Origin of the sequence: Dorea sp. D27, assembly GCF_001185345.1 — a bacterium.
Taxonomy (GTDB): domain Bacteria; phylum Bacillota; class Clostridia; order Lachnospirales; family Lachnospiraceae; genus Extibacter.
This window is the reverse complement of the sequence record NZ_KQ236745.1, coordinates 203,099-226,785: the sequence shown is the minus strand read 5'-3', so window position 1 is coordinate 226,785 and position 23,687 is coordinate 203,099. Positions and strand designations below refer to the sequence as shown.

Annotated in this window: 15 protein-coding genes; 2 read left to right on the top strand and 13 right to left on the bottom strand. The window is 47.9% G+C overall.

Annotated features, from left to right (window positions below; all coding sequences use genetic code 11):
- Positions 1–11: 11 nt before the first annotated feature.
- The 5 genes from uvrB to HMPREF0980_RS12275 all read right to left on the bottom strand — a co-directional run bounded on the left by uvrB (position 12) and on the right by HMPREF0980_RS12275 (position 7,198).
- Positions 12–1,994 (bottom strand): excinuclease ABC subunit UvrB, encoded by a 1,983-nt coding sequence (uvrB, locus tag HMPREF0980_RS12295; RefSeq protein WP_049729389.1) that lies wholly within the window; start codon positions 1,992–1,994, stop codon positions 12–14.
- A gap of 196 nt (positions 1,995–2,190) precedes the next feature.
- On the bottom strand, positions 2,191–4,728 hold the full coding sequence (locus HMPREF0980_RS12290) for an ABC transporter permease (RefSeq protein ID WP_049729388.1): 2,538 nt from the start codon (positions 4,726–4,728) through the stop codon (positions 2,191–2,193).
- Positions 4,728–5,414 (bottom strand): ABC transporter ATP-binding protein, encoded by a 687-nt coding sequence (locus HMPREF0980_RS12285; RefSeq protein ID WP_049729387.1) that lies wholly within the window; start codon positions 5,412–5,414, stop codon positions 4,728–4,730. Before HMPREF0980_RS12285 ends, HMPREF0980_RS12290 begins: the two co-directional genes overlap by 1 nt.
- 121 nt (positions 5,415–5,535) lie before the next feature.
- Positions 5,536–6,525: a sensor histidine kinase gene (locus tag HMPREF0980_RS12280; protein WP_049729386.1), complete on the bottom strand. Its 990-nt coding sequence runs from the start codon at positions 6,523–6,525 to the stop codon at positions 5,536–5,538.
- Positions 6,512–7,198 (bottom strand): response regulator transcription factor, encoded by a 687-nt coding sequence (locus HMPREF0980_RS12275; RefSeq protein ID WP_049729385.1) that lies wholly within the window; start codon positions 7,196–7,198, stop codon positions 6,512–6,514. The genes HMPREF0980_RS12280 and HMPREF0980_RS12275 overlap by 14 nt, the downstream gene beginning before the upstream one ends.
- A gap of 190 nt (positions 7,199–7,388) precedes the next feature.
- Between HMPREF0980_RS12275 and HMPREF0980_RS12270 the strand changes: the two genes are divergently transcribed.
- Positions 7,389–10,106 (top strand): sensor domain-containing phosphodiesterase, encoded by a 2,718-nt coding sequence (locus tag HMPREF0980_RS12270; RefSeq protein WP_049729384.1) that lies wholly within the window; start codon positions 7,389–7,391, stop codon positions 10,104–10,106.
- Entirely contained in the window at positions 10,106–10,777 is a 672-nt protein-coding gene (locus HMPREF0980_RS12265; protein ID WP_049729383.1) for a Crp/Fnr family transcriptional regulator, read from the top strand. The genes HMPREF0980_RS12270 and HMPREF0980_RS12265 overlap by 1 nt, the downstream gene beginning before the upstream one ends.
- A 46-nt stretch (positions 10,778–10,823) precedes the next feature.
- Here the strand turns inward: HMPREF0980_RS12265 and HMPREF0980_RS12260 are convergent, their stop codons facing one another.
- The 8 genes from HMPREF0980_RS12260 to HMPREF0980_RS12225 form a co-directional block, all read right to left on the bottom strand.
- Positions 10,824–16,268 (bottom strand): hypothetical protein, encoded by a 5,445-nt coding sequence (locus HMPREF0980_RS12260; RefSeq protein WP_049729382.1) that lies wholly within the window; start codon positions 16,266–16,268, stop codon positions 10,824–10,826.
- 47 nt (positions 16,269–16,315) lie between these two features.
- The gene (locus tag HMPREF0980_RS12255; RefSeq protein ID WP_049729381.1) at positions 16,316–17,071 is read right to left on the bottom strand and encodes a hypothetical protein; all 756 of its coding nucleotides are present in this window, start codon (positions 17,069–17,071) and stop codon (positions 16,316–16,318) included.
- 47 nt (positions 17,072–17,118) lie between these two features.
- Positions 17,119–17,664, bottom strand: coding sequence for a hypothetical protein (locus tag HMPREF0980_RS12250; RefSeq protein ID WP_049729380.1), 546 nt, complete (start codon positions 17,662–17,664; stop codon positions 17,119–17,121).
- 23 nt (positions 17,665–17,687) lie between these two features.
- Positions 17,688–19,262, bottom strand: a complete 1,575-nt coding sequence (locus tag HMPREF0980_RS12245; RefSeq protein WP_049729379.1) for a hypothetical protein — start codon at positions 19,260–19,262, stop codon at positions 17,688–17,690.
- Positions 19,263–19,383: 121 nt separating this feature from the next.
- A complete protein-coding gene (locus HMPREF0980_RS12240) occupies positions 19,384–19,941 on the bottom strand; it encodes a hypothetical protein (RefSeq protein ID WP_049729378.1) in 558 nt (185 codons plus the stop codon).
- A gap of 197 nt (positions 19,942–20,138) precedes the next feature.
- The gene (locus HMPREF0980_RS12235; RefSeq protein ID WP_049729377.1) at positions 20,139–20,756 is read right to left on the bottom strand and encodes a signal peptidase I; all 618 of its coding nucleotides are present in this window, start codon (positions 20,754–20,756) and stop codon (positions 20,139–20,141) included.
- A gap of 330 nt (positions 20,757–21,086) precedes the next feature.
- The gene (locus tag HMPREF0980_RS12230; protein WP_049729376.1) at positions 21,087–21,896 is read right to left on the bottom strand and encodes a response regulator; all 810 of its coding nucleotides are present in this window, start codon (positions 21,894–21,896) and stop codon (positions 21,087–21,089) included.
- Positions 21,874–23,670, bottom strand: a complete 1,797-nt coding sequence (locus HMPREF0980_RS12225) for a sensor histidine kinase (RefSeq protein ID WP_049729375.1) — start codon at positions 23,668–23,670, stop codon at positions 21,874–21,876. The genes HMPREF0980_RS12230 and HMPREF0980_RS12225 overlap by 23 nt, the downstream gene beginning before the upstream one ends.
- Between the last annotated feature and the right edge of the window lie 17 nt (positions 23,671–23,687).

Below are 23,687 nucleotides of genomic sequence, written 5' to 3'. Positions count from 1 at the left end.
CTATGGAAATTTTATAAATCTTCTGATATCTTTTTTAATTCAACTAATTTATCGCGCAATTCTGCCGCTGCCTCAAAGTTCAGCTCTGCCGCCGCGGTCTTCATTCTCTTTGTTATCTCTTTTATAAGTTTGTCCAGCTCTTTCTTGCTCATAGATTCGGGGTCTTTTTCCATACGCATCTCTTCTGCAGCTACTTTCTTCGAGATACTGATGAGGTCGCGGACAGCTTTCTGAATCGTCTGAGGCGTGATGCCATGCTCTTCATTATACTTCATCTGAATCTGCCGGCGGCGTCTCGTCTCTTCAATGGCAAGACGCATGGAGTCGGTCATCTTGTCCGCGTACATGATTACATGTCCTTCCGAGTTACGGGCCGCGCGGCCGATGGTCTGAATCAGCGATACTTCAGAACGCAGGAAGCCTTCTTTGTCCGCATCCAGAATCGCTACAAGCGTAATCTCCGGAATATCTAGGCCTTCTCTCAGCAGGTTGATACCTACGAGCACATCAAACACATCGAGACGCATATCCCTGACAATCTCGGTCCGCTCCAGCGTATCGATATCAGAATGCAGATACTTTACCCGTATGCCAAGTTCGCGCATATAGTCCGTCAAGTCTTCTGCCATACGTTTTGTCAGCGTCGTTATAAGTATCTTGTTCTTTTTAGCCACTTCTTTATTCACTTCACCGACCAGATTGTCTATCTGTCCTTCCACCGGCCGCACTTCCACCTCAGGGTCCAGAAGCCCCGTCGGACGGATGACCTGCTCGGCCCGCAGAAGCTCATGTTCTTCTTCATAGCGGCCCGGTGTGGCGGAGACGAACATCACCTGGTTCAGCTTACTCTCGAATTCGTCAAAGCTGAGCGGCCTGTTGTCCTTAGCCGAAGGCAGACGGAACCCGTATTCTACAAGCGTAGACTTTCTTGACTGGTCGCCGTGGTACATGCCGCCAATCTGCGGCACTGTCTTATGAGATTCATCTATCATCATAATAAAATCATCCGGGAAATAATCTATCAGCGTATGCGGCGGCTGCCCCGGAGCCAGACCAGTCAGATGCCTTGAATAATTCTCTATCCCGGAGCAGAATCCGGTCTCCCGCATCATCTCTATGTCAAAATTCGTCCGCTCAGAGATTCTCTGCGCTTCAAGGAGCTTTCCCTTTCCCTTAAAATACCGAATCTGTTCTTCCAGTTCCACTTCTATGTCTTTTACCGCCCGCTCCATGCTGTCTTTGGATACTACGTAATGAGAGGCGGGAAATATTGCAATATGGTTCAGTTCGTTCTTTATCTCTCCCGTCAGCGCATCTACCTCCGTGATACGCTCTACTTCATCTCCGAAAAACTCAATACGGAAAACGTCACAGTCATTCATTGCCGGAATGACTTCCAGCACATCTCCCCGTACCCGGAACGTGCCACGCTTAAAGTCCATCTCATTGCGGTCATACTGGATATCTATCAGCTTCCTTATAATATCGTCCCTGTCCTTTATCATGCCCGGACGCAGGGATATTACCATCTCCTGGTAGTCGATCGGGCTGCCCAGGCCGTAGATGCAGGACACGCTGGCAATGATAATCACATCCCTGCGCTCAGACAGGGCTGCCGTAGCAGAGTGGCGGAGCTTGTCAATCTCGTCATTAATGGAAGAGTCCTTGGCGATGTATGTGTCGGAAGATGGTACATAAGCCTCCGGCTGGTAATAATCATAATAAGAGACGAAATATTCCACCGCATTGTGGGGGAAGAATTCCTTGAACTCTCCGTAAAGCTGCGCTGCCAGCGTCTTATTATGCGCGATAATCAATGTCGGCTTATTCAGTTCCTGTATAACATTAGCCATGGTAAAGGTCTTACCCGAGCCGGTGACGCCGAGAAGCGTCTGACATTGATTTCCTTCCTTAAAACCTGCAGCGAGCTCAGCTATAGCCTGTGGCTGATCGCCGGTAGGCTTATATTCAGATACTAATTCAAAATGATCCACGAAAGTTCCTCCTTTATGAATGCATTTGTAATTACATGTATTATTCCTGCAACTAGATAAGATTATATCAGATGGCATGAAAAAAGTACAGAGCAAACTCGAATGTTTGTTCTGTACTTTTAAAACCGTTTCTTACGCGGTCCCGTTTTCTTCGCTTTATCCTCATATCCATCCCTGTCCAGCTGCCGGAGCAGAATCAAATCATATCATCCCGAAGCGCATCTATAATGTTTTCTTTCTTTATCTTGCTCACGGCATATAACATCGTTATGAATATGACAAAGAACACGCCAAGTATGCTGGCTCCGATACTGCTCCACGGGAATACAAACTTAACCTGTCCGCCGGCGGCCTCCATCCCCTTATAGATGAGCCAGGACAGAATCCCCGCGGCAGGCAGACCGAATAGCATAGTCCGGAATCCGTAAAGTGCACACTCAAAACGCATCATCTTATTGAAATCACGGTCTGACATCCCTACAGAACGGAGCATGGCAAGCTCCCGCCGGCGCAGCTTGATGTTCGTAGATATAGTATTAAATACATTGGCCACAGCAATGAGTGTCATCATTATGACAAAAATGGCTGTAAACAGATTGACGATAAATAATATGTTCCTATTCTCCTCAAGCATCTGATGGACATTATACAAGGTATACCCGGAAGTGATGCCCGCCCCGTCGAGCATCGTTTTCATCTGCTCCACAGACTTCCCCGCATTGTCGGACCAAAACGTCAGGTCCAGCTTTTCAGGTGCGCCCAGCGTGTCAAACTGAGGCTTCATCTCATAAGGAGCCACTACCATAAAGCTGTATCCCTTCACTTCAGACGGATCCACCGGTGGAGGATCCAAAGGATACGTATCTACAAATGTCGTGTGAATCGTCTTTGTCTCTCCCCCGGATGGAACGGTTAGTGTAAATTCCATCGAGCGGCTTTTGAACATATCGGTATGCGCAGTCTTTTTACCTACGGCAATCATCTTCGCATCCTGTCCTGCATATTCTGCCGCGGACAGACCAAGGCTTTCGATGAAGCCCTCGTATATGTTATCTTCAATAAACTGTACATCCATCAGCAGGTCTACCGTTTCATCTGCCGCATCTAATCCGGCCGACTCCCCGTAGCTGTCCCAGAAAGCCTTGGTAAGATCACGTCTGTTGACCTTGCATGTATAGGTGGAGAGCGCCTGATAGGTGCTTTTGGTGACCCCATCGGCAGCTTTCAGATTGTCATAGAGCCGGAACAGGTCACTTTCCTTCATATCTTTCGTATAGAACAAGATATCGCCGTCTACGTCCACCGCCGACTGCTCGCCCATCTGTGCCAGATAGGTCCGAAAGGATCCTGCCGATACAAACAGCACGACACTTAACGTTAGTGACAGGACAATACTACGGTACCGCCGCTTATTCCGCTTAAAGTTCTTCGATGCAAGCATTCCCTCTAAACCGTATATGCGTCTCATGAATCTGGATGTCCTGACAGCTTTCGCTTCAACCTTCACCTCATTTGTCTGGCGAATACACTCCATCACCGGCATCGCAGCTGCTTTCCGGGCCGGAATATATGCTGAAACGAGAATCGTGGCCAGGCTGGTAAACGCTGCCGCTGCAAGAGCCGGGGCGGATACCTTCAAAGTCAATTGTACATTGTCATACAGAAGGTTTGTAAAATTCTTTGCCACAAGTGAAAGTACGAGCTTGATACTTGGAATGCCTATCAGCATGCCGAGAGGGATTCCGACCGCTCCGATGCAGAGCCCTTCAAACAGTACAGAATTGCGCAGCTGCTTTTGCGTGGCCCCGGCTGACATAAGGATACCGAACTGATGCGTACGTTCATTTAATGATATGTTGAAGGAATTATATATGAGGAACACGGAACCAAGCATAACGAGAGCGGTCAAAATGCCTCCAACTGAATAGAGCAGTGCATTAAAAAGCTTATCATCTGAATATCCCATGAACCGCAGCACGTCATCGTTCAGGACGGCATCATGTCCATCGGCGGCGCCTTCCGCATATGAGTGGACCTCAGCAGGATTCTTCAGTGTGACGAACGTGCTGAAGCTGTCCGACAAAGCTGCCGGATCCGCTGCAGTAATCAGCGTATATCCCGGAGCGGAAATCTCTTCAAATGACGGTCTCTGACAGATACCTACGACGGTATACGTCTTTTCCGGGCCGGGGGACAATGTCTCTTTTCCGGCGCTGTACGGGTCATGCTGGTTCAGCGTCTCCCCTTCGGCCTGTCTCGTTCCCACGGAAAGAGCCAGTGTATCGCCAACCGATATCTTTACGCCGCCGTTTGCGGCAACATGTGCCGGTACAAGGATTTCCCCGCTGTTTTTCGGCATCCTTCCTGAAATCAGCTGGATTGGCAGGGTATCAAAAGTCTCCTTATTAAAACCTGCTATAAATAGATATGGCTTATCCGGGTTTTCCCCGCCTTCAAGCGAAGCATAGCCAACATTTTCATATGACGCTACATTTGCGGTTCTGCTGTCTTTTGCCTGTTTCTTTACAAAAGAATAATCTGTATCTTGAAATGCGACATGCCAGTCTCCGTACTTTACAATTGCTCCATTTATGACATAGTTCTGCAGCGATACGGCAAATGTAGCGACCGCGGTAATCATAGCCGCCGCCAAAGCCACCCCTATAATTGTTACGAATGTTCGGGCACGGCCCTTTTTCAGCCCCTGCAGGGCTGCTTTATGAAAGATGTTCATTACCGCGCCACCTGCCTCTCATCCCGTACCACTTTTCCATCGGCAATGGCAATAATCCGGTCTGCCTGCATAGCTATGTTATCGTCGTGAGTGACAAGTATCAAAGTCTGCCCATATTTTTTATTACTCTCCTTCAACAGCCGTATGATTTCCTGCCCGTTACGGCTGTCCAGGCTGCCTGTCGGTTCATCTGCCAGACAGACCTGGGGGGCATTCATCAGGGCACGCCCGATAGCGACACGCTGCTGCTGGCCTCCAGATAGCTGGTTGGGCAGATGCGCTCTCCTGCCTTGCAGGCCGAGCAGTTCCAGCAGGTCGTTCAGTCGTTCCCTGTTCACGTTCCGCTTATCCATCAGAATCGGTAGTGTTATGTTTTCCACCACGTTCAAAGTAGGTATGAGGTTGTGGAACTGATATATGAGCCCGACCTGCCGCCTGCGGAACACAGCAAGCTTTTCATTACTTTGCGCGTACACATCCTGTCCGTTCAGATACACTTTTCCGCTCGACGGCACATCTACACCGGCGATAGCGTGCAGCAATGTAGATTTGCCGGAGCCAGAGGAACCGATGATTGCGGTAAACTCCCCTTTTTCAATCGTAAGAGAGACATGGTTCAAGGCGGTAACCTGATTTTCCCCTTTGCCGTACACCTTACACAAATCCGCAACTTTTAAAAATCCCATAACATGAGCCTCCTTTTATATGTCTGTTCAGATTCCTGCCAGTCTTCACCGCCAGCCCTGAACATACCCATATATTAGAACAACACCCTTACATCTTCGTGACTTTTCGGTGACTGTTTCGTCACTTTGGAAAACGGATTGAAAAGAAAGCCCCGCCCTGAGGATGGTTTTTTGCTGCTACCGTTCCTCCCTGCCGGGTAATGATCGTCTTGCAAAGAGCCAGTCCTATACCATAGCCCGTAGCGCTGGAATTCCTTCCGCGGTAAAACCGGTCAAAGAGATGGGGCAAGTCTTCTTTTTCAATGCCCCCGCCGCTGTCGCGTATTGTTATTTCAGTAAATAGAAGGGTTTCCTCACAGGCAATTTCTATCTTTCCATTATCACCCACGCCTTCCATACAGTTTTTCAGTATATTTTGGACAGCTTCCGAAAGCCAGCCCGAATCACCTGAAATCATCGTCCCTTCCGGTATGTCTGTCTGTACCCGGATGTCGTGCAGCTCCATTGATATCAGAAACGGGCGGAGCGCAGCACTGATCAAGCTGTTTACGTCTACCTGTCCACTCTGAAACACTACGATGCCTGCATCCAGACGGGATAATTTCAGCAGAGAAGTGATGAGCCATTCCATCTGTATAAACAACTCCTCCGCCTCCCGCAGCAGAGCTTTCCGTTCTTTTTCTTCCGGGTTGTGTTTCAGCAGGGACAGAATAAGGTTCGCGGAGGTGAGCGGGGTACGGAGCTGGTGGGCGATATCGGCGAGAGACTCCGCAAGATGGTTTTTCTCTCTTTTCAGTGCCTCATTCTGTTCCCGGATACGCAGCGTCATTTTTGTAATTTCACTCTGGAGAATGGAGAGCTCGCCTTCTTCTGAATCACTTATATACAGATGATCCGCATTATGAAGTACAAGATCAATCTGATCCGAGACCTGCGCAATGCTTCTGTACCGGGCTCTCGTAAACACGAAAAAAGCAATCCCAAAGGCTGCGGCAGAAGCAAGCGCCAATATTGCGGCGGACGGACGGACAGCATACCCAGCCACAGCCGAAACTGTGGTTATTATAGAAAACACGATGGCGAATTGCCGAATCTCTCTATTTCGAAACATAGCCGCCCCCCAGCCTGTATCCCATGCCCCTGACAGTCAGGATAATGCGCGGACGCGCGGGATCGTCCTCAATCTTTTCCCTCAGCCGCTTGATATATACGGTCAGTGTATTATTATTGACAAATTCGCCGGCAACATCCCATAATTCGTCCAACAGCCTGTCCCGTGTGATGATGGCATCGGGATTGTTGATGAAAACGAGCAGCAGTCGGTATTCCAGCGCGGATAGGAAAACTTCTCCGCCTCCTTTTTTTACTATTCCACTCGCCGTATCTACAGACAGCCCGCAGATTTCAAACGCGGAAGGAGCACGCCCGGATTTGCGCAGGGCAGTTTCTATCCGGGCAACCAGCTCACGCGGGCGGAAGGGCTTGGTGATATAATCGTCCGCCCCCATGTTGAGCCCGGTAACAACGCTCGCCTCATCGCCTGACGCCGTCAGGAAGATAACGGGGATGTCCTGCGTCTGCTTGATTTCTGTGCAGACTGCAAAGCCATTGCCATCAGGCAGAGAGATATCGACGAGAGCCAGGTCGAATTTATTCTCCGCAATTATTCCGGCAGCTTCTTTCTGCGTAGGGGCATGGCTGACCAAGAAACCTTCAGAGCGCAGCAGGCGGGCAAGGTTTTTAGCAATTTCCTTATCATCCTCGACCAAAAACAGCTTTTTCATTAACGTTTATCTCCTTTTAAAGAATTAAATTCTATTATATCCCAACGCTGCCAATATGACAATGTCATTAACATTGCAGCGGTACCCGGCCTGTCCGATAAGTTCGCAGTTTTGCTATACTTGCGTACCGTGATGTTGTATAATGAAGTTAATTTGATTGTTAGTCAATAGAAATGTGGAGAACGATAGTATGAGAAAAATATGGACAAAATTGGGGGGTATCTTTGTTCCCGTTATTTTATGCGTTGCACTGGTTTTCACAGCATTGATGTCATTAAATCTAATCGACGATTTACAGGGGAATGCCAGAGTTATCAATTATATCGGTATCGTCCGCGGCGCGACACAGCGGCTTATAAAAAAGGAGCTGAACCATGTGCCTGATGATGAACTGATGCAGCGCCTGGATAATATTTTGTCCGGACTTTCAGACGGAAGCGATGAATTAGATTTAAGAAGGCTTGAATGCGATGAATTCCAGTCCATGTTAGTCGAGATGAAAGAGGACTGGGAAGATATCAAGATGCAGATAGCAGGCTATCGGGATGGTTCCTCTGCCAGCCAGCTCTATGAACTGAGCGAAGATTATTTCGAATTAGCAGATGACACGGTATTTACAGCTGAAGCTTATGCAGAGCAGACAGTACAGAATGCAAGACATACATTGATTATAATGAATTCCATATTTATCGTGATGGCTCTCGGATCCTCAGTTTTTACCTTCTATCAGCAAAAACGGCAGAGGAAATTACTTGCAGCTGAAAATGAAAATATAAAAAGGAGTGAACAGTTATCAAAAAGGGCCCAGGAATTGCTGGCACCTATGAATGAAATATCAGAACTAATGTATGTTTCAGATATGAATACATATGATCTGCTATTCGTCAATGAAGCAGGTAAGAAAATCTTTCATATTGACGACAGCCGGCCAGATTTAAAATGTTATAAAGTATTACAGGGATTTGATGAACCATGCCCCTTCTGTACTAACCAGCTTCTAAAAGTGGATGAAACATATTCCTGGGAGTATACGAACCCTGTGATTAACAAGCATTACCTGCTAAAAGACCGTCTGATAGAATGGGACGGGCGCATAGCAAGAATGGAGATTGCCTTTGATATCACAGAAGCCAATGAAGAAAAAAAAGAATTGCAAAGAAGGCTTGAGAGAGACGAAATCCGCCTTGCATGTGTAAGGGAGCTCTATGATAACCGGGATATTAAAATCGCCATGACTAAGGTTCTGGAATATATCGGAACATTGTTTTCGGCAGAACGCTCCTATGTTTTCTTATTTCATGGCGATTATTATTCAAATATCGCAGAATGGTGTAAGGAAGGCATCTCTCCGGAGATTGACCATTTGCAGAATATACCGATAGGTGACTATCAAGTATGGCTTGATGAGCTGGATAAGCACAAGAAGGTTGTTATCAACGATATAGAGGATTTAAAGGATACATTTCACACCGGCTATGAGCTGCTTTCACAGCAGGGCATACGGAATATAGTCTGGGTCCCGTTAATGAAGAATGGAAAAGTAAACGGATCCATAGGATTGGATAATCAAGATTTAGATATGGCCGAAACAGCTGTTCCATTTATGCAGACTATCCAGTATTTCCTCTCCCTCACGATGCAGAGAAACGAAAATGAAAAGATGTTATTTGAGTTAAGCCAGGTAGACAAATTGACTTCTTTCTATAACAGGAATCGTTTTATCCAGGATGTTTCTGAACTTGAAACATGTGAAAGTTCTGTCGGTGTCGTCTTTTTAGATATCAACGGACTGAAAGAAATCAATGACTCGTTTGGCCACGATGCGGGAGATGATCTGATAAAAGAATGCGCCGGTATCATGAAAAGCAGAGAATCATCGAACTATCTTTACCGTATCGGCGGTGATGAGTTCGTAATCATATATGTGGATATCACAGAGGAATGCTTTTATGACAGCGTCCAGCTATTGAAGAATGATTTTGAGAACAGCAAATGTCAAATCGCGATAGGATGTAAGTGGAATAGACAATCCTCACATATACAGGACATTATAAAAGCTGCAGATGAAATGATGTATGCCGATAAAAAGAGATTTTATCAAGGTCATCATACAACTGCCCGTTACAGACATACTAATGATATGTTGAAATTTCTGGCCGCACCTGATGTATTAATGGAACATATAAAAAACCATAATTTCAAAGTGTATCTGCAGCCCAAGATAGATGTAGAAGATTACAGGATTGTCGGGGCCGAAGCACTGATTCGCTACGAGGATGAAAATGGCTCCATCATAACACCTGACAGATTTATTCCGGTATTAGAAGAAACATACTTCATCAGCAAGATCGATTATTATGTTTTTGAAGAAGTGTGTAAAAATCTAAGCGCCTGGGAGCAGCAGGGTAATTCTTTGATTACGATTTCAAGCAATTTTTCAAAGATTACATTCATGGATGATGGCTTTGTAAATAAGATTGAAGCTATCAGCAGCAAATATCACGTACAAAGAGAATTTTTGGAGATAGAAATCACCGAAAGCTCCAGCTGTACGGATTTAGAGACGTTGGTAACAAGAATAGATCAAATAAGGAACGCCGGATTCAAAGTCGCGATGGATGATTTTGGGGTAGAGAGCTCAAATCTGGCGCTGCTTTCACTGGTAAAATTTGACGTATTAAAGATTGATAAAGGCTTTGTAAAAGGCATTATCGCAAATAAAAGATCTCAGATAATTATTGGAACCATGGCAAAAATGTGTGATGAAATGAGCATTCAATTAATAGCCGAAGGAATTGAGGATAAACAGCAGCTGGAAATTTTAAGAAAATATGGCGTCAAAACCGTACAAGGCTTTCTATTTAGCAAGCCCATATCGATTCCAGAGTTTAATAGGGGATTATTATGATGAATAAGTATATACCTTTGCTTCAGAATACAAAAATGTTCAGCGGAATTGATTCACAGGAGATAGATTATATGCTGAGCTGCCTGTCTGCAAAAATTCATAAATACGACAAAGATTCCTATATTATCCGGTCGGGCGACCCCGTTGTCTCTCTCGGGATGGTCTTATCTGGTTCTGTCCTGATCATAAAAGAGGATTTTTGGGGAAACCGCTCCATCCTATCAGAAATCCTCCCGGGAACGATATTTGCGGAATCATATGCCTGCCTGCCAGATATGCCGATTGAGGCAAGTGCAGTGGCAGATTCCTATGTTGAGGTAATGTTCTTCGACATCAGAAGAATATTGACAGCCTGTACCTCAGCCTGCACCTCCCACACGAGACTCATACAGAATCTGCTGGCTGCTATCGCCGCGAAAAATGTAATACTCACGAAAAAGATAGAACATCTCACGAAACGCACCATAAGGGAACGGCTGCTGTCCTATCTGTCTGCAGAGTCACTAAAGTACGGCTGCCCCACATTTGAAATCCCTTTTAACCGCCAGCAGCTGGCGGATTATCTATCCGTAGACCGGAGCGCCCTTTCTAACGAGATAAGCAAGCTCCAGTCGGAAGGCATTCTCATCTGTAAAAAGAATCGGTTCACAATGAACAAAAATATCCCGTAATGCAATAGGAAAACTGCCTCTGCACTACGGGATATTTAATTTATATTTAATAGACAATTACATTATACGGTGCCGTCTCGTCTCCCAGCTTAAAATTCAGCCGATACGTGCCGGATACCTCCTCAGGTATCTTCACCCTGATCTTCTGCATGCCGGATCCGGCTGCACTTTCATTGCCACTGGCCTCCCAGGTTGGTACCGACTCGTATGTTCCGCCGTTCTTCTTCTGCAGACTTACCTCAACGGAAGCTCCGGCCACCCCTGTAACAGCATACTGTACGTCGAATTCTACCGTCTGTCCTGCCTCTACGCTTCTGTCCTGTCCATCGGAAAGCGCAACCGCAATTCCATATTCCGGATTGGCGCTGACTGTGTATTCCGCGGTCTTCTCTATGGCGGAAGGTACCGCGCCTCCGGCCTGAAGTCCTGCCGGGAACACATTCGCCGTCAGCGTATAATTCCCCGGAGCCAGTCCGTCAGAGCTGCCGGTATCCATCACAATCTCACAGCATCCATCCTCAGATAATGCGAGAGGTACATATACATATCCCCCGATAGGATGATACGTCCTGCCGCCGCATTTAAATACCGTCCCTTCCGGAAAACGGCCGCCGGGCTGGGATATCATCGCTGCCGCTCCATCGTTATACCGTGTGTCATACCCAGCTTCCACGCAAAGCATAAAATGATGCTCTCCTCTGGACAGCCCGGTTTCGCCTGTCTTAGAAAAGCTGACTGCCGCTTCTGATGAGCCAACGGTAAAAGCAGCTCCAGAAGAATCCGCCCCCGTCTCGTTTTTCAGCCTTAGACTGTATCCGCCGTCTGCCAGTCCTCCGGAAGCAGAAAAGTCTACGATAACAGTAAGAGTATCTCCCGAATTGACATTACCAGGACCTCCGGTTTTCCACATTTCCGTAAATTCAGACAGCATAACTCTATCCTTCTTCCCGCCATCGGTTTCATAGACGTAGAAACTGGAGCGTTTCTTCAGCGTAATCTTCGTTCCCTCAGGAATATCCACTTTGATTCCATTCGGATCCTGCATCTCAAGCCATATCCTTGCCGCCTGTTCTGTCCCGGCAAATTCAAGCTCATACGAAGCAGTGACTGCACTATTACGAGCAATGGCAGCGCTGGCATCTGCAGCTGTACTGTTGTACTGCTTTCCCTGTGATATCTTTACATGTTTCACAATAGAAGCATTCCAGTGTATATTGAGTGTCACTTTTATATCCGTGTTATTGCTGCTGTCATGTAATGTCAAAGTTATCACGTCCAAAGTTTTAGCAGTAAACTTCGGAGAATTCTTAATTGAAAATGCAACAGACGCTTCGTACCTGCTGTCAGTTACACCGATAGGAATACTGGCCCCGGACATATATGCCGCCAGATCAAAGGCGTCTTTCATCAGGCCCGAACTGTTCCAGCCCCCCGACTGCACAGGCTGCATGGTAATAGAATACTTGCAGCCGCCGAGTGTGGATTCTGCCTGAACGAGTTCGCCGGCCTCCCCTGTCTGTACATCTGCCAGGCTTAAGTTTCTGGATGTTCCTGACGGAATGATAAGATTCCCGGTATAGCTGCCACTCTGCGCGGCATAAAGATTTATCGTCTGCTCAGACAGGCTGCCGGCCTTTGTAACAATCTCCACTTTCATAGTCGTCGTTTCTTCTTCCTTGCCGTTAACAGAACGTGACATCGTCACTTCCACATCTCCAAGATTCTGGCTGGCCGTAATCTTGTCATTAGCATATGTCAGGCAGAAGGTAATCCGTGGTATGATATCCTCCCCTTCATACGTAACTGTCTGGCCTATAATATTGTTCGTTCCTCCCTGCTGGGCCGACTCGTTAGAGATAACCTTGCCGGTTCCTGCCGGAAAGCCATCTCCAAATCCCATATACAGACCAAAAGCAGACAGGGGATTCTCATCTATCTTCTTTTTCTGTCCGGCCAGATCCACTTCGCTTCCGGCTGTCGTATTAGATTCAGTTGTTAGCCATCTGCCGCCATCTGCCTTGTCTTTCGCGGCATCTACAAGCGAAACTCTGCCAGGCAGGGTAATGCTTTTGATTGTGTAATCTGAACCTTTCTCAGCAGGCGGCAGTTCAATTATCCCAGCCACGGACGAATATCCATCGGCTCCGTAACCTGCCTCGCCGTTTTTCAGCTCTATCGCCGTCAGTACCGTATTTCGGGCAGCGCTCGCGGCACTTCCTGATATCTTCCAATAGCGGTACATTCCGTTGACATCTGTATATGCCAGCTCCTTGTTGTCTTTCAAGGATACAAAGCCGCCGTCATTTTCACCTTCACCCGTCTTCGACCGGGCATAGGCATATGCAACCGACGTATCTGCGACTGCCATATAAGCATGGCCGTATACTCCGCCGTAGGTCTCCTTATCCGTATCTAAATCTGTATAGGACAGTCGGAATACTGTACCTGAGGAGAACGATATCGTATTCGGAGAAGCGGTAAGCCCGTCTGTATCTACCACAGTCCCGGACGCATCTATGCTCCTTAGATTTGCCACTTCCAGAACATCGGAGTCAAGTATCAAAGTGCTTCCCTCCTGAAGTACAAGACTGTTTCCTAATGCTCCAAGCACTGATGAATTCCCATGATTGCCGATTCTGTTCAGTGAATACTTTGCAGTTTGATTGACATTCGCCACATCAGACTGCCCGGACAGCTCTACATGTGACTTATGTACCACTACACGGTCTGCCCGCTGCACGGCTGTGAGCGTACGGGTCGCACCGACAATATTTCCATCGGCATCCTTCTTAGCCGCGCCATAATGATCCAGCGTGACGAGGCGGGTCTTGCCCGCGTCACAGGATGCCCCGCTGCCGAACACGCCGCCTCTGATGTTCATGTCCGCCCTGCCATTCCCCTGTCCCGTATCATATTCCGTCCCGTCAATATATACGTGGGATGTGCCAGCAACCGTAACGGCAGTATAATCCTCGCCGCCATAATCGCCTCCTGCATAGGCCGAACCTCCGACAGACAGGTCTGCTGTTATCTCCAGCGACGGCTGCTCGCCTGTATGTGAGCTATAATAGGCACACTTGCTAATGGCATCCTTGCCGATATGCAGATGGGTAGAGCCGTTGACAATACCCTGGTATCCTCCGCCAAACACGTTGCCGTCTATCGATCCGCCGACCAGGTTGACAAATATCCGGTCATCTGTATTTCCTTCCGGCCCGTTATCGCTTACCTCGCTGCCTCCGTAGATATTGCCATTTACAGTGCCGGCCGTCATATTGATAGTTGACTGTACGGATACAAGAACAGAGTCTTCACTTCCCTTAGCTCCTCCATACACAGACTTTTCCACCAAACCTCCGGCGATATTGATTGCCGTGCTGCCTTCCACCGGTCCCTGATAGCCGCCGCCATACAGATTCCCTTTTACAGTTCCGCCTGTTACGTTTACTGACGTAGACGCCTCTGTCTTCGCGTATTGTCCGCCGCCATAGACGTCTCCCGTCACGACACCTCCATTGATATGAACAGAGACGTCCGTACCGGCAGCCACCCGCGCACAGTTCTCATAACCGGATTCCGTTTTTCCAGCCCCTCCTCCAAAGATGCTGCCGACCGTACCATTGTTCAGAATGATTTTGGCACTTCCCCTAAGGTAGGCATTCTCCTTTGTTTCATATGTCAGTCCGGATACGGCGTATCCCTGGCCGCTGGCATAGATATTATCGACTACAGGCCCGGTATTGCCAGATGTATCGGCATTGCCTACGACTATGTCAACATTACCGGTTACGCTTCCAAAATCCTCCGGCTTTCCGCTGAATTCTGCCGACCCACTCTTTTTTACCGTGCTGTCTCCCCCCACGCCTGCACCATATATGTTCTTAACCTTCCCATTGCCGGATATATGCATGTTTATGTCAGATGTGACATCACTTCCTGAAGTCACATAAGCTGCTGAGCCGGCGCCATAGAGGCTGCCCACTTCACCACCCGTAACATTGACCGATATGCTCCCTTTATAGTTTGGTATGCTTTGATCTCTGCCTGATCCTGCGGAATAAATATTTTCCACCTTTCCTCCAGACACATTGATCCGCGTCCTGCCGCTGAAGGATGCATCTAACGTCTGATACCCCTGGTTCCCACCGCAGACTGCATTGACTCTTCCTCCTTCTATGCTTATATCTACATTTCCGTTATTCACTGCGCCGTTGGCCAGTCCTCCTACGATCGACGATACTGACGCGTTTCCACCCACGGTAATAGATGCCTCTGTCCCCTGTGCATCTAATCCACCGGCAAAGCTTCTGACATAGCCAATAATTCTGGAATACGACCCCCCATACACTTTTATTTTACCAACGCCATTATTGATGTCTGACCTTCCCCCACCATACAGATATATATCCCCCTTATTTGTCACGCTGCTGTTCACCGTAATGTCATGGCCGTTTCCGTATATATGCGATATCTGATGTATCATTATACTGTCAAAACAAATATTACCGAACAGATTGATAAAATTGTTCTCTGTATTAAAATCGTTGTCGTTAAATATATGAAAGCCAATCTTAATATCCTTTGAAATGCCTTTTATCGTCACATGCCTTGGATTGTTTTTCATGAAGTCCTTATCTGCGTCCGTCTGCTCCAGCTGATAATCATCCATCAGAACAAGCACGTTCGTATCCGCCGTACCGTCAGCAGGCAGAACCGAAGCCGCCTTATCCATTGTTGCATACGGTTTTGCCTCGGTTCCGTCACCCGTACTGTCATCACCCCCTGACTGGCTGACATAGAGCGTTGTCTCTGCTGCCACACTATCCCCGGCGGCATATGCAGCTGCCTCCGGCTGTCCGGCTGCCCCATCCCTTCTTTCGGCATCATCAGCGCCATCTTTGCCTGCAGCATCCCCAGATATATACCCTGCCGCTAGTGCTGCCTTTATAAAAGAAGTATTTTCTGCAGCACAGGAATATGTCCCTGTCCGGCTTCTGTAAAAAAGCGTCTCCGGAGATTCGATATCCTGTATGCTTTGAGCCTTATTGACAATCGTAGAAAATGAAGGCGCACAATCCGCGCTGCCGCCAGAGAAGGCACACGTTCCAAATCCTGTAATGCTGGCTGGCAGAGTCAAATCTCCGCAGAGATTCCCAAGCCCATAGAAGAGGTACGAACCAATATAGTTTATCCCCTCTTCAATCGCAAGCTGTCTGATGTCCGCTGAATACTGCGTAAAAGGAGCATCTTCCTTTGTAAAATCCTTCGTGCCCCCCTGCCCTGACAGTGTCAGTCTTCCATCCTCCAGCAGTGCAGTCACATTCTCTCCCACCTGGATGGTTACAGGGCCCTTCTCTTCCGCATAGGAAACCATCGAATCCATATTTACCTGTCCGAGGAACAGGCAGAATCCTAAAAGAACTGCCGTCCAGCGCCAGCCGGGACCTCTTTCTTTCCTTTTCCTTTCTGTATTGTGATGCTTTACGCCCATGGTAACTCCTCCTGTATGATAAATATGCCCACACATTGTATCATTTTCTATTTGAAGATGCTCCGCAGATCAATCTCATCCGAAAATATCGTTTGGGCCGTAACTTCTCCGTCCATTTCTGGATTTGATTTCAGCAAAACAACAGAGTATAACCCATTTTCCGGAAACGTATAGATAAAGTCCCCTCCTGAACGCGACACGCTGTCATCCGTGGCATCCGGCACCACTCCCTCTGGAAGCTTCAACGTCACCTTCCTGCCCGCCGTATGATCTGTACAGATCATATCCAGTACAGCTGCCGTATCGCCAGCCTTATTCTCTAACGTGTAACTATCTCCAGACTGAAGATGGAACGTGGCGGCAAGCTCCTTCTCGTAAGGCGCAGTCGTTTGTACCGTGACGGCTATCTCATCTGTCCCTGCATCTGGACTGACAGCAATAGTCTCAATTCTCTTTCCGCCTTTTGCAAGCGTTCCCTCTGTCTTATCTGCAGTTCCCCCGGAGCTGACACTAACTTTGTACTTGATATCCTCCGTCGAAACTCGCTTAACATCTGCGAAATTATAAAGCTGTATCTCAAACTTCCCCGCCTGCGGATCAATATAATAGTCCTCTCTACTCTCCTTCAGGAAATTACTCGCAAAATAGAAGTCCTGTGCAGACAGAATTCCCCTCTGGCTCTGGTGCATCACGTACCGGGCTATGACAATGCCCGCCAGCAGCACCACCACGACCCCTACTGCCGTTGCCAGTCCAAGACGCCTCCTCTCTGCGTCAGATTTGCCTTTTTGCTCATTCTCCATACCGTCTGTTCCTTCCCTATGATATTCTATCCTTCTGATTTTCTTAATTATGGCGTCACTGTCTTATCCTGCTCCGCATCAACCGTCAGCGTAACCATATCAATCTCATCCGCATACCCGGCTGCTGTCTGTCCTTTCGGCCAGGTAATCTTCAGAATATATTCATGTCTGACTGCTGTCGTATGAGGCAGCCTGCCGCCGGACAGTCTGCTCTTGCCCTGCGACATATCCAGACTCTGCTCCAAAATCATTGTCCCCGCCGTGCTGCTCCCGACAGGGGATAACTGATATGCAAGTGGCAGGTTATTCGTCGACTCTACAGTGAATGTATAGGTTTGGGCCACGTCGCTCGTGACGCCGTCCTTGCTGTTTGTTATGTAAAATTCATATGTTTTGACGGTACCGGGCTTCATCCCGCCCACATCTATCGTCAGTGCATCGCTCTGTGACTCCCACACAGCCAATGCTGCCTTACCGTTCCCGTCCACTGCGGACGTAAAACGGGCGTAAGTCATGGACAGTACGAGCAGGGTTGCCACTGTAACAAGCAGCAAGTATACCATTATCCTTGATTTTGATAAATGCTTTCTCATCGTTCCCGTCTCCTTGCCATCTGCTATCGGGCGGCCTGCTCAGCATGAATCCTGAGCTCTACGGCATATACGCCATTTTCATCTGTTCCTGCCAACGTATCTGCCGCGTCGTCTCCGCCTTCATACAGCCATTCCCATTCCAGGTTATAATTGACGGTTTCGCCTGCTGGCAGACGAACTGCTTCACTGGCCGACACAGCATTCTTCATTGTATTCCCCCATCCGGACAGCACTTCTTTTCCACTGTCGGCATCAACAACACGGAAGCGCATCGGAATATGCAGACTCCCTTCCCTGACAGACATATCAAAATCTATTGCAAAGGAATTGCCGTTTTTAAGTGTAAACGGATAGTACCCTTTGGAGCCCGGGCGTATCTCATCTCCGTCTCTGCTGCCGTCCGTCCTTCTGGCAAACAAATCGATGTCCGCACCCTGCGTCCAGCTCACTTCAAAATCCGGAAGCTCTTCGTCCGGTTCCGGGATATCCGGGGTATCCGGGATATTGGGCGTATCCGGGACTTCAGGTGTATCCGGAACGCCCGGCCCCGGAGTATCAGAGCTATCTCCTCCGCCTTGAGAACCGGATGATGCATTATCCCGGCTGCCCGCCCCTGCAGAGCCGCCCCCTCCATCCGTGTCAGCATTCAGTCCCGCTTTACCGTTGCTCCCTGTCTCCGGTCCGATAGGTTTCACCGTATTACTGCCTGATATGATTACTCCGCTCTTTCCCGGCCTCATCTCTTTCCCGTCCGGGGCTGTAATGACCGTGCCGCCGGCTAACGTAATGACAGAACCATTGGGCAGCGCAACCGTTCCCTGGTTCGTAATCACCGTACCGTCTGTCAGTGTCGTCTTCTTATCCGGATATGTTATGCTTTCATCTGTCGAGACAACCGCGATGCCAAGCGGTCCCACGCTGCTCGGGGCAATGATTATACCGTCCGTAGTGATTATCGTACCACAGGGAGTCACCACCGTTCCTTCTCTGTAGAAGGCTTCTCCGGTAGGGGTCACGACACTTCCCCTGCCCGTTACGTAAGTCAGCTTATCAGGATTGATATCCAGCATGCCGGAACGGCTGTTCAGCTCGACGACAACCTCTAAAAGCCGGACATCCACAGCAATCTCGGCAGTATACATGCCGTCTTTTTCTTTGTTGATGCTGGCTCCTGTATTCTCTGGTGCGTCAGACAAGTCCAGCGTGCTTTCTGCCAGTATCTTTCCCTGCTCATCCATCACGCTGATGGTATGTCTGCCTCGCGCTATATTGAAAAATGCGAACCGGCCCACGCTGTCCGTAACCGTCTCCTTTACATCGCTGTGGAGCTGCACCCTTCCTTCCGCGTAAGGTGTGCCATCCGGGTGGACAATCTGTCCGGTCAGGTGCAGCGGCTGCACTTCCTCCTGGGCCGGGGTAAGTAATATCGTATCGATAATCCTGCCGGATGATTTCGGCACTGCATTCTTACCCAGCATATAGCCGACAAGCCACGATGTCGCCAGTGCAAGGAATGCCAGCACGGCCAGCACCTTTACCAACATTCTCTTCTTTGAAGTCCCCGGTAAAGGAGCGGTTATATTAAAATGTTCCTGCATATGTAAACTCCTTTACATTAGTCTCTTCGGCCTTCGGCAAAGAACACTTTTCAAGGTGTTCTTTGCCCAGGGCCGAGGCCCTGGAATGCTCTGCCCGGACACAGCGGGAGAGGCTTGACTCTTAAGGAGCCGGTGGATTTGGATTCTGCTGCGTTCCGGTTACTGCTATGTCAAAAGTCATGCTCTTCTCTGCCGGCACGGTATCTGCAGTACTGTCGTTGTAAGGCCACTTCCAATAAATGGTATGAGTCGCTTTTTTATCAGCCGCGTCCGCCTCAATAGTGCCTTTAACATCTTGATACGCGCTTAAATCCGCAATTTCAGTTGCATATGCGCTGTCTGAATAAAACTTTAAATTAGCCGGCTTGTTCTTTATATTGGAAAATACAGCTTCATAATCAATGGCAACTTCGCTGCCGGTACCGTCAATACGTATCTCGAACGAGCCTTCAGATCCCGGCACTAATTTGCCGTCAGCTGTCGTCCCAGACCCATCTTCCAATGCAACCGTAAAGTTCTCTGTCTCTTCATTTACTTTGAACTGCCAGTCTGCCACTGTCGCCGTCCCCTTTCCTTCCACGGTGGTCGTATACCTAGCCATCGTACCGCCAAGCAGGCAGGTCGACACAAGAGTGAGCGCCACTGCCGCGGCCGCTAAACGTCCTGAATATTTCTTCATAATCACTTCCTCACTTTCCTTGTTATTTTAAGGGAATCAAGCCTTAACAAATGTAATGCACGGTTCCCGTGTGCCCGCGGCACTTAACTTTGCCCGGGCACATGACCCGGCTTTTTATGTAATGCCCTTTCTGCACTGTGTCTGCAAAAGCCGGGGCACTGCATACAATCTATCATCTATCTGCATCAGTCAGGCGCTTAGTTATCTGCCCCGCGCTGAGCCTTGAGGGCTGCAAGTTCAGCTTCCAGCTTATCTGCCCGCGATTTTTCTTTCCTGTCCGTCCGCCATCGCAGAATAATATCCCCTATAAGAAATAGAACTACAGGACATACGATGAACACGATCATTCCCGTGGTGCTGGAAAGAAACAGGACAAAATTACCCATCCCCCCTACCCGCAGACCGGTCCATATGCCTTGAATCTGCCCGGGTTCTATTGCCTTCTGATCTTCCGCATTGTTGGCATCGCCTTTTGTTATGTACTTCGTCCCTCCGTCACCGCCTGACTCCGTCCTGGCAATCCGGTGCGTCACTGCCTGACCGGATTCTAGATAGCAGATGACATCCCCCTCTTTGAGAGATGCTGTATCTGTCTTCCTTATGAATATCAAGTCCCCGGTCTTAAAAGTGTCTTCCATGGAACCCGAAAGAACCGCTACCGGCTTGATTCCAAACAGCCCCGGTATTTCTTCAGGATGCACATAAGAATTAATGATAACCGCAACATTTATGAGAATAACAGGTATCAATATAGCACACAGCAGAATGTTTACCACGGTTACAAGCCGCCTCTTTTTTCTCTTTGCTTCTCTCATTTCTTACCATCCTTCCCTGCCATTTCACTACGTAACTTCTGACTTTTTTCTTAAAAACAGCCACCTGCCATATGGAATGTCAGAACTTTAGAATGAATTCATGATATTCCACACGGCAGATGGCTTATTTTGTTGCACTATAATCAGGTTGTATTATTACGAAAATACATAAAAAACACGTGGAAATACTAGTGTACATTCTTTTCCGCGGCATCTATAAGCACCTGTTTGCAGCTTATCAATTATAATTCACTCCTAATGTACCTATCGTACCAAATTATTATAGCAAACAAATCCTTACAACATCCTTACAACCAAAGGGCAAATCCTCTAATATCGTACTTTATTTACTTTTTCCTTTCTTGACACCAGCGTTGCCACCGTAGGCTCGGCCCATGAATATTGCTGCATGTAATCTCCGTCGAACAACTCCTCTCTGCCATCCAGGTATCTGTAATAATCGCATATGAAGCATTCCGTCCTGACTCTGCATTTGCCGTATTCTACCTCCATCAGCCCGCTGACGCCCTCCTCTGCCAGCGTCCGGCGTAGCCGATATGATACGACATTATAGTATTTCTTACCCTGTTCCTCATCCTGTTCTCCGAAAATATTGTATACGATATTCCCTGTCTCCACCCAGTTCCCCTTGTTATGTATAAGGTATGCAAGCAGCTCCTTTGCTTTTTTGTTTGGAAATTTAACAGGACTTCCGTCCACAAATAGTTCAAATGCAGGAAAGCACTTCACCTCGATTCTGTGCGCGGTTCCAGCCCTGCTGAAACTCTTGCACCGTTCAACAGCATGGCGGACATCCGCCTGTCTGTACGGCTTGAGCAGATAATCGACCGCCTCGGCCTCCCAGGCGGCATACGCATACTTTTCATATCCTGTAACAAATACAATCTTTGGAGGACAGGGCAGACGCAACAGCTCCCCGGCCATGAATATCCCGTCCATCCCCGGCATCTCTACATCAAGAAACAGAATATCCACCCCCTCTCCATGTGTCTTTATATAATCCAAAGCTTCATAAGGACTCTGGAACTCAGCCTCCAGTTCCACATCTTCTATCACTGACAGCATGGATGCCATCAGATTCAGCGCCCGTTTTTCATCATCTACTATGATTGCTTTCATCTATCCTCCCCTTTCTATACGGGAAACTTATCGTAATACGTGTCCCCATACCAATCTTGCTTTCTGCAGCCATCTCTCCATCCAAAAGCTTTTCGATACGCCTGCCTACATTTTCCATGGCGCTGAATCCCTCGCTCTTTCCAAGCAGATTAGTATCAAGGCCTACCCCGTTATCTTCTGTGATGATGTATATCCGTCCATCCCGGTTTTCCACCACGAGCCGGACTATTCCTCCTCCGGGGCAGCCTCTGATTCCGTGCTGGACGGCATTCTCTACGATGGGCTGGACAGACAGCGGCGGAACGTAAAAGTCTTTACAGCGTATATCCGTCGTAAACTTTAGTTCACGGCCAAATCGTACCTGCTGAATCTCCATATAATTCTCCACGTGCTTTAGTTCTCTCTCAAAAGGTACCAGCGGTTCCTCTTTTAGAAAATTCATATTGCTTCTCAGGTAATCGGCAAATGTGACGATTGTATCCGCCGCCTTTTCCGGGGCAGTATAACAAAGCTCCTGGATTGCCAGCAATGTATTGTATAAGAAGTGTGGTCTGATCTGGCTTATCATCATCTTCATCCTGCTTTCTTCCAGCTCACGTGCAAACATATCTGCCTGATCAGCCTGTATCGCCGCATCCTTGAAAAAGCTGACCGTTAAAATCAATATGTAGAGGATAAGCGCGCTCTGGACATACGTACCAGTGCTCCTGTATTCGTCCACATAAAAAATGATACCTTCCGCAATAATTGATACAATCATCCCCACCGTCCCGAGAAATTCTATGACATTATACCACGACCCGTCCTTGTATCGTTTTGTCCGCTTCCATTCTTTACCCCAGGAATAAGCGATAAATCCTGCTATCAGAAATATCACGATATGAGTCGGGTAGAGCGTGTCCACTATGTCTGCCAGTCCAAGCAATGTGACCAGAATTCCCCCCGCCGCATTTATACAGGCTATGGACAGGACGATATGGTAATCTCTCCTGGTACTTCCTTCTGTCAGCTCTCGGATGAAAAGCAGATAGACAATCGGTACAATCATCAATATGGTACACGACAGCCTCATCGAATTGATGCCCCAATAATCTACGGGGATTCTGGTTTCTGAGCATATCCATACTGATATGAGAAGTATGAAAAGCCCGAGATATAATCCTCTTTTTAATGGAAAATGCCTGCTTTTCATGAGCAGCGACGCCGCTATGAGAAACACTCCGAACAGAATAAGAAGCTGTCCGATGATATAGTCCGGGTAGTACCGGTTCATTAGAAAATACTGGATTTCCGGGTAATACCCCCATATCACGGGACGGATTTGACCAGCATATATGCTGTATGGACATATCTTTTCAATGATAAGTTCCTTGCCCGCCTTGTCTTCCGGTATGTATACATGATTCCATATTCTGTCCACATCCGTATCCGTACCGTATTCATACAACAGTTCTCCGTCAGCCCACACTCTTACGCTTTCCATCGTGCTCCAGAAGCTCAGGCTCATGCCATGGCCGCCTTCTTCAGGAATCTGGTTTTTGATAATAAGAGGCTCCCCCTTGCCAATCTTTACCCTGTCTCTTACTTCGACCGGTACCTCTGTACCATCTGATTGCACCCACATCCAGCCATCTTTCAAAATCTCGACTTCTCCGCCTCCGGGATAAACGCGCGCACCCTCTTTTACTACAATGATGCCTGTTAGCAGAGCAAAATAAATAAGCCCTGCGAATACGTTTCTCTTCCATTTCTGCCTTCTACGCATTTCACCCATTCTGTCCCCCTCCGTAG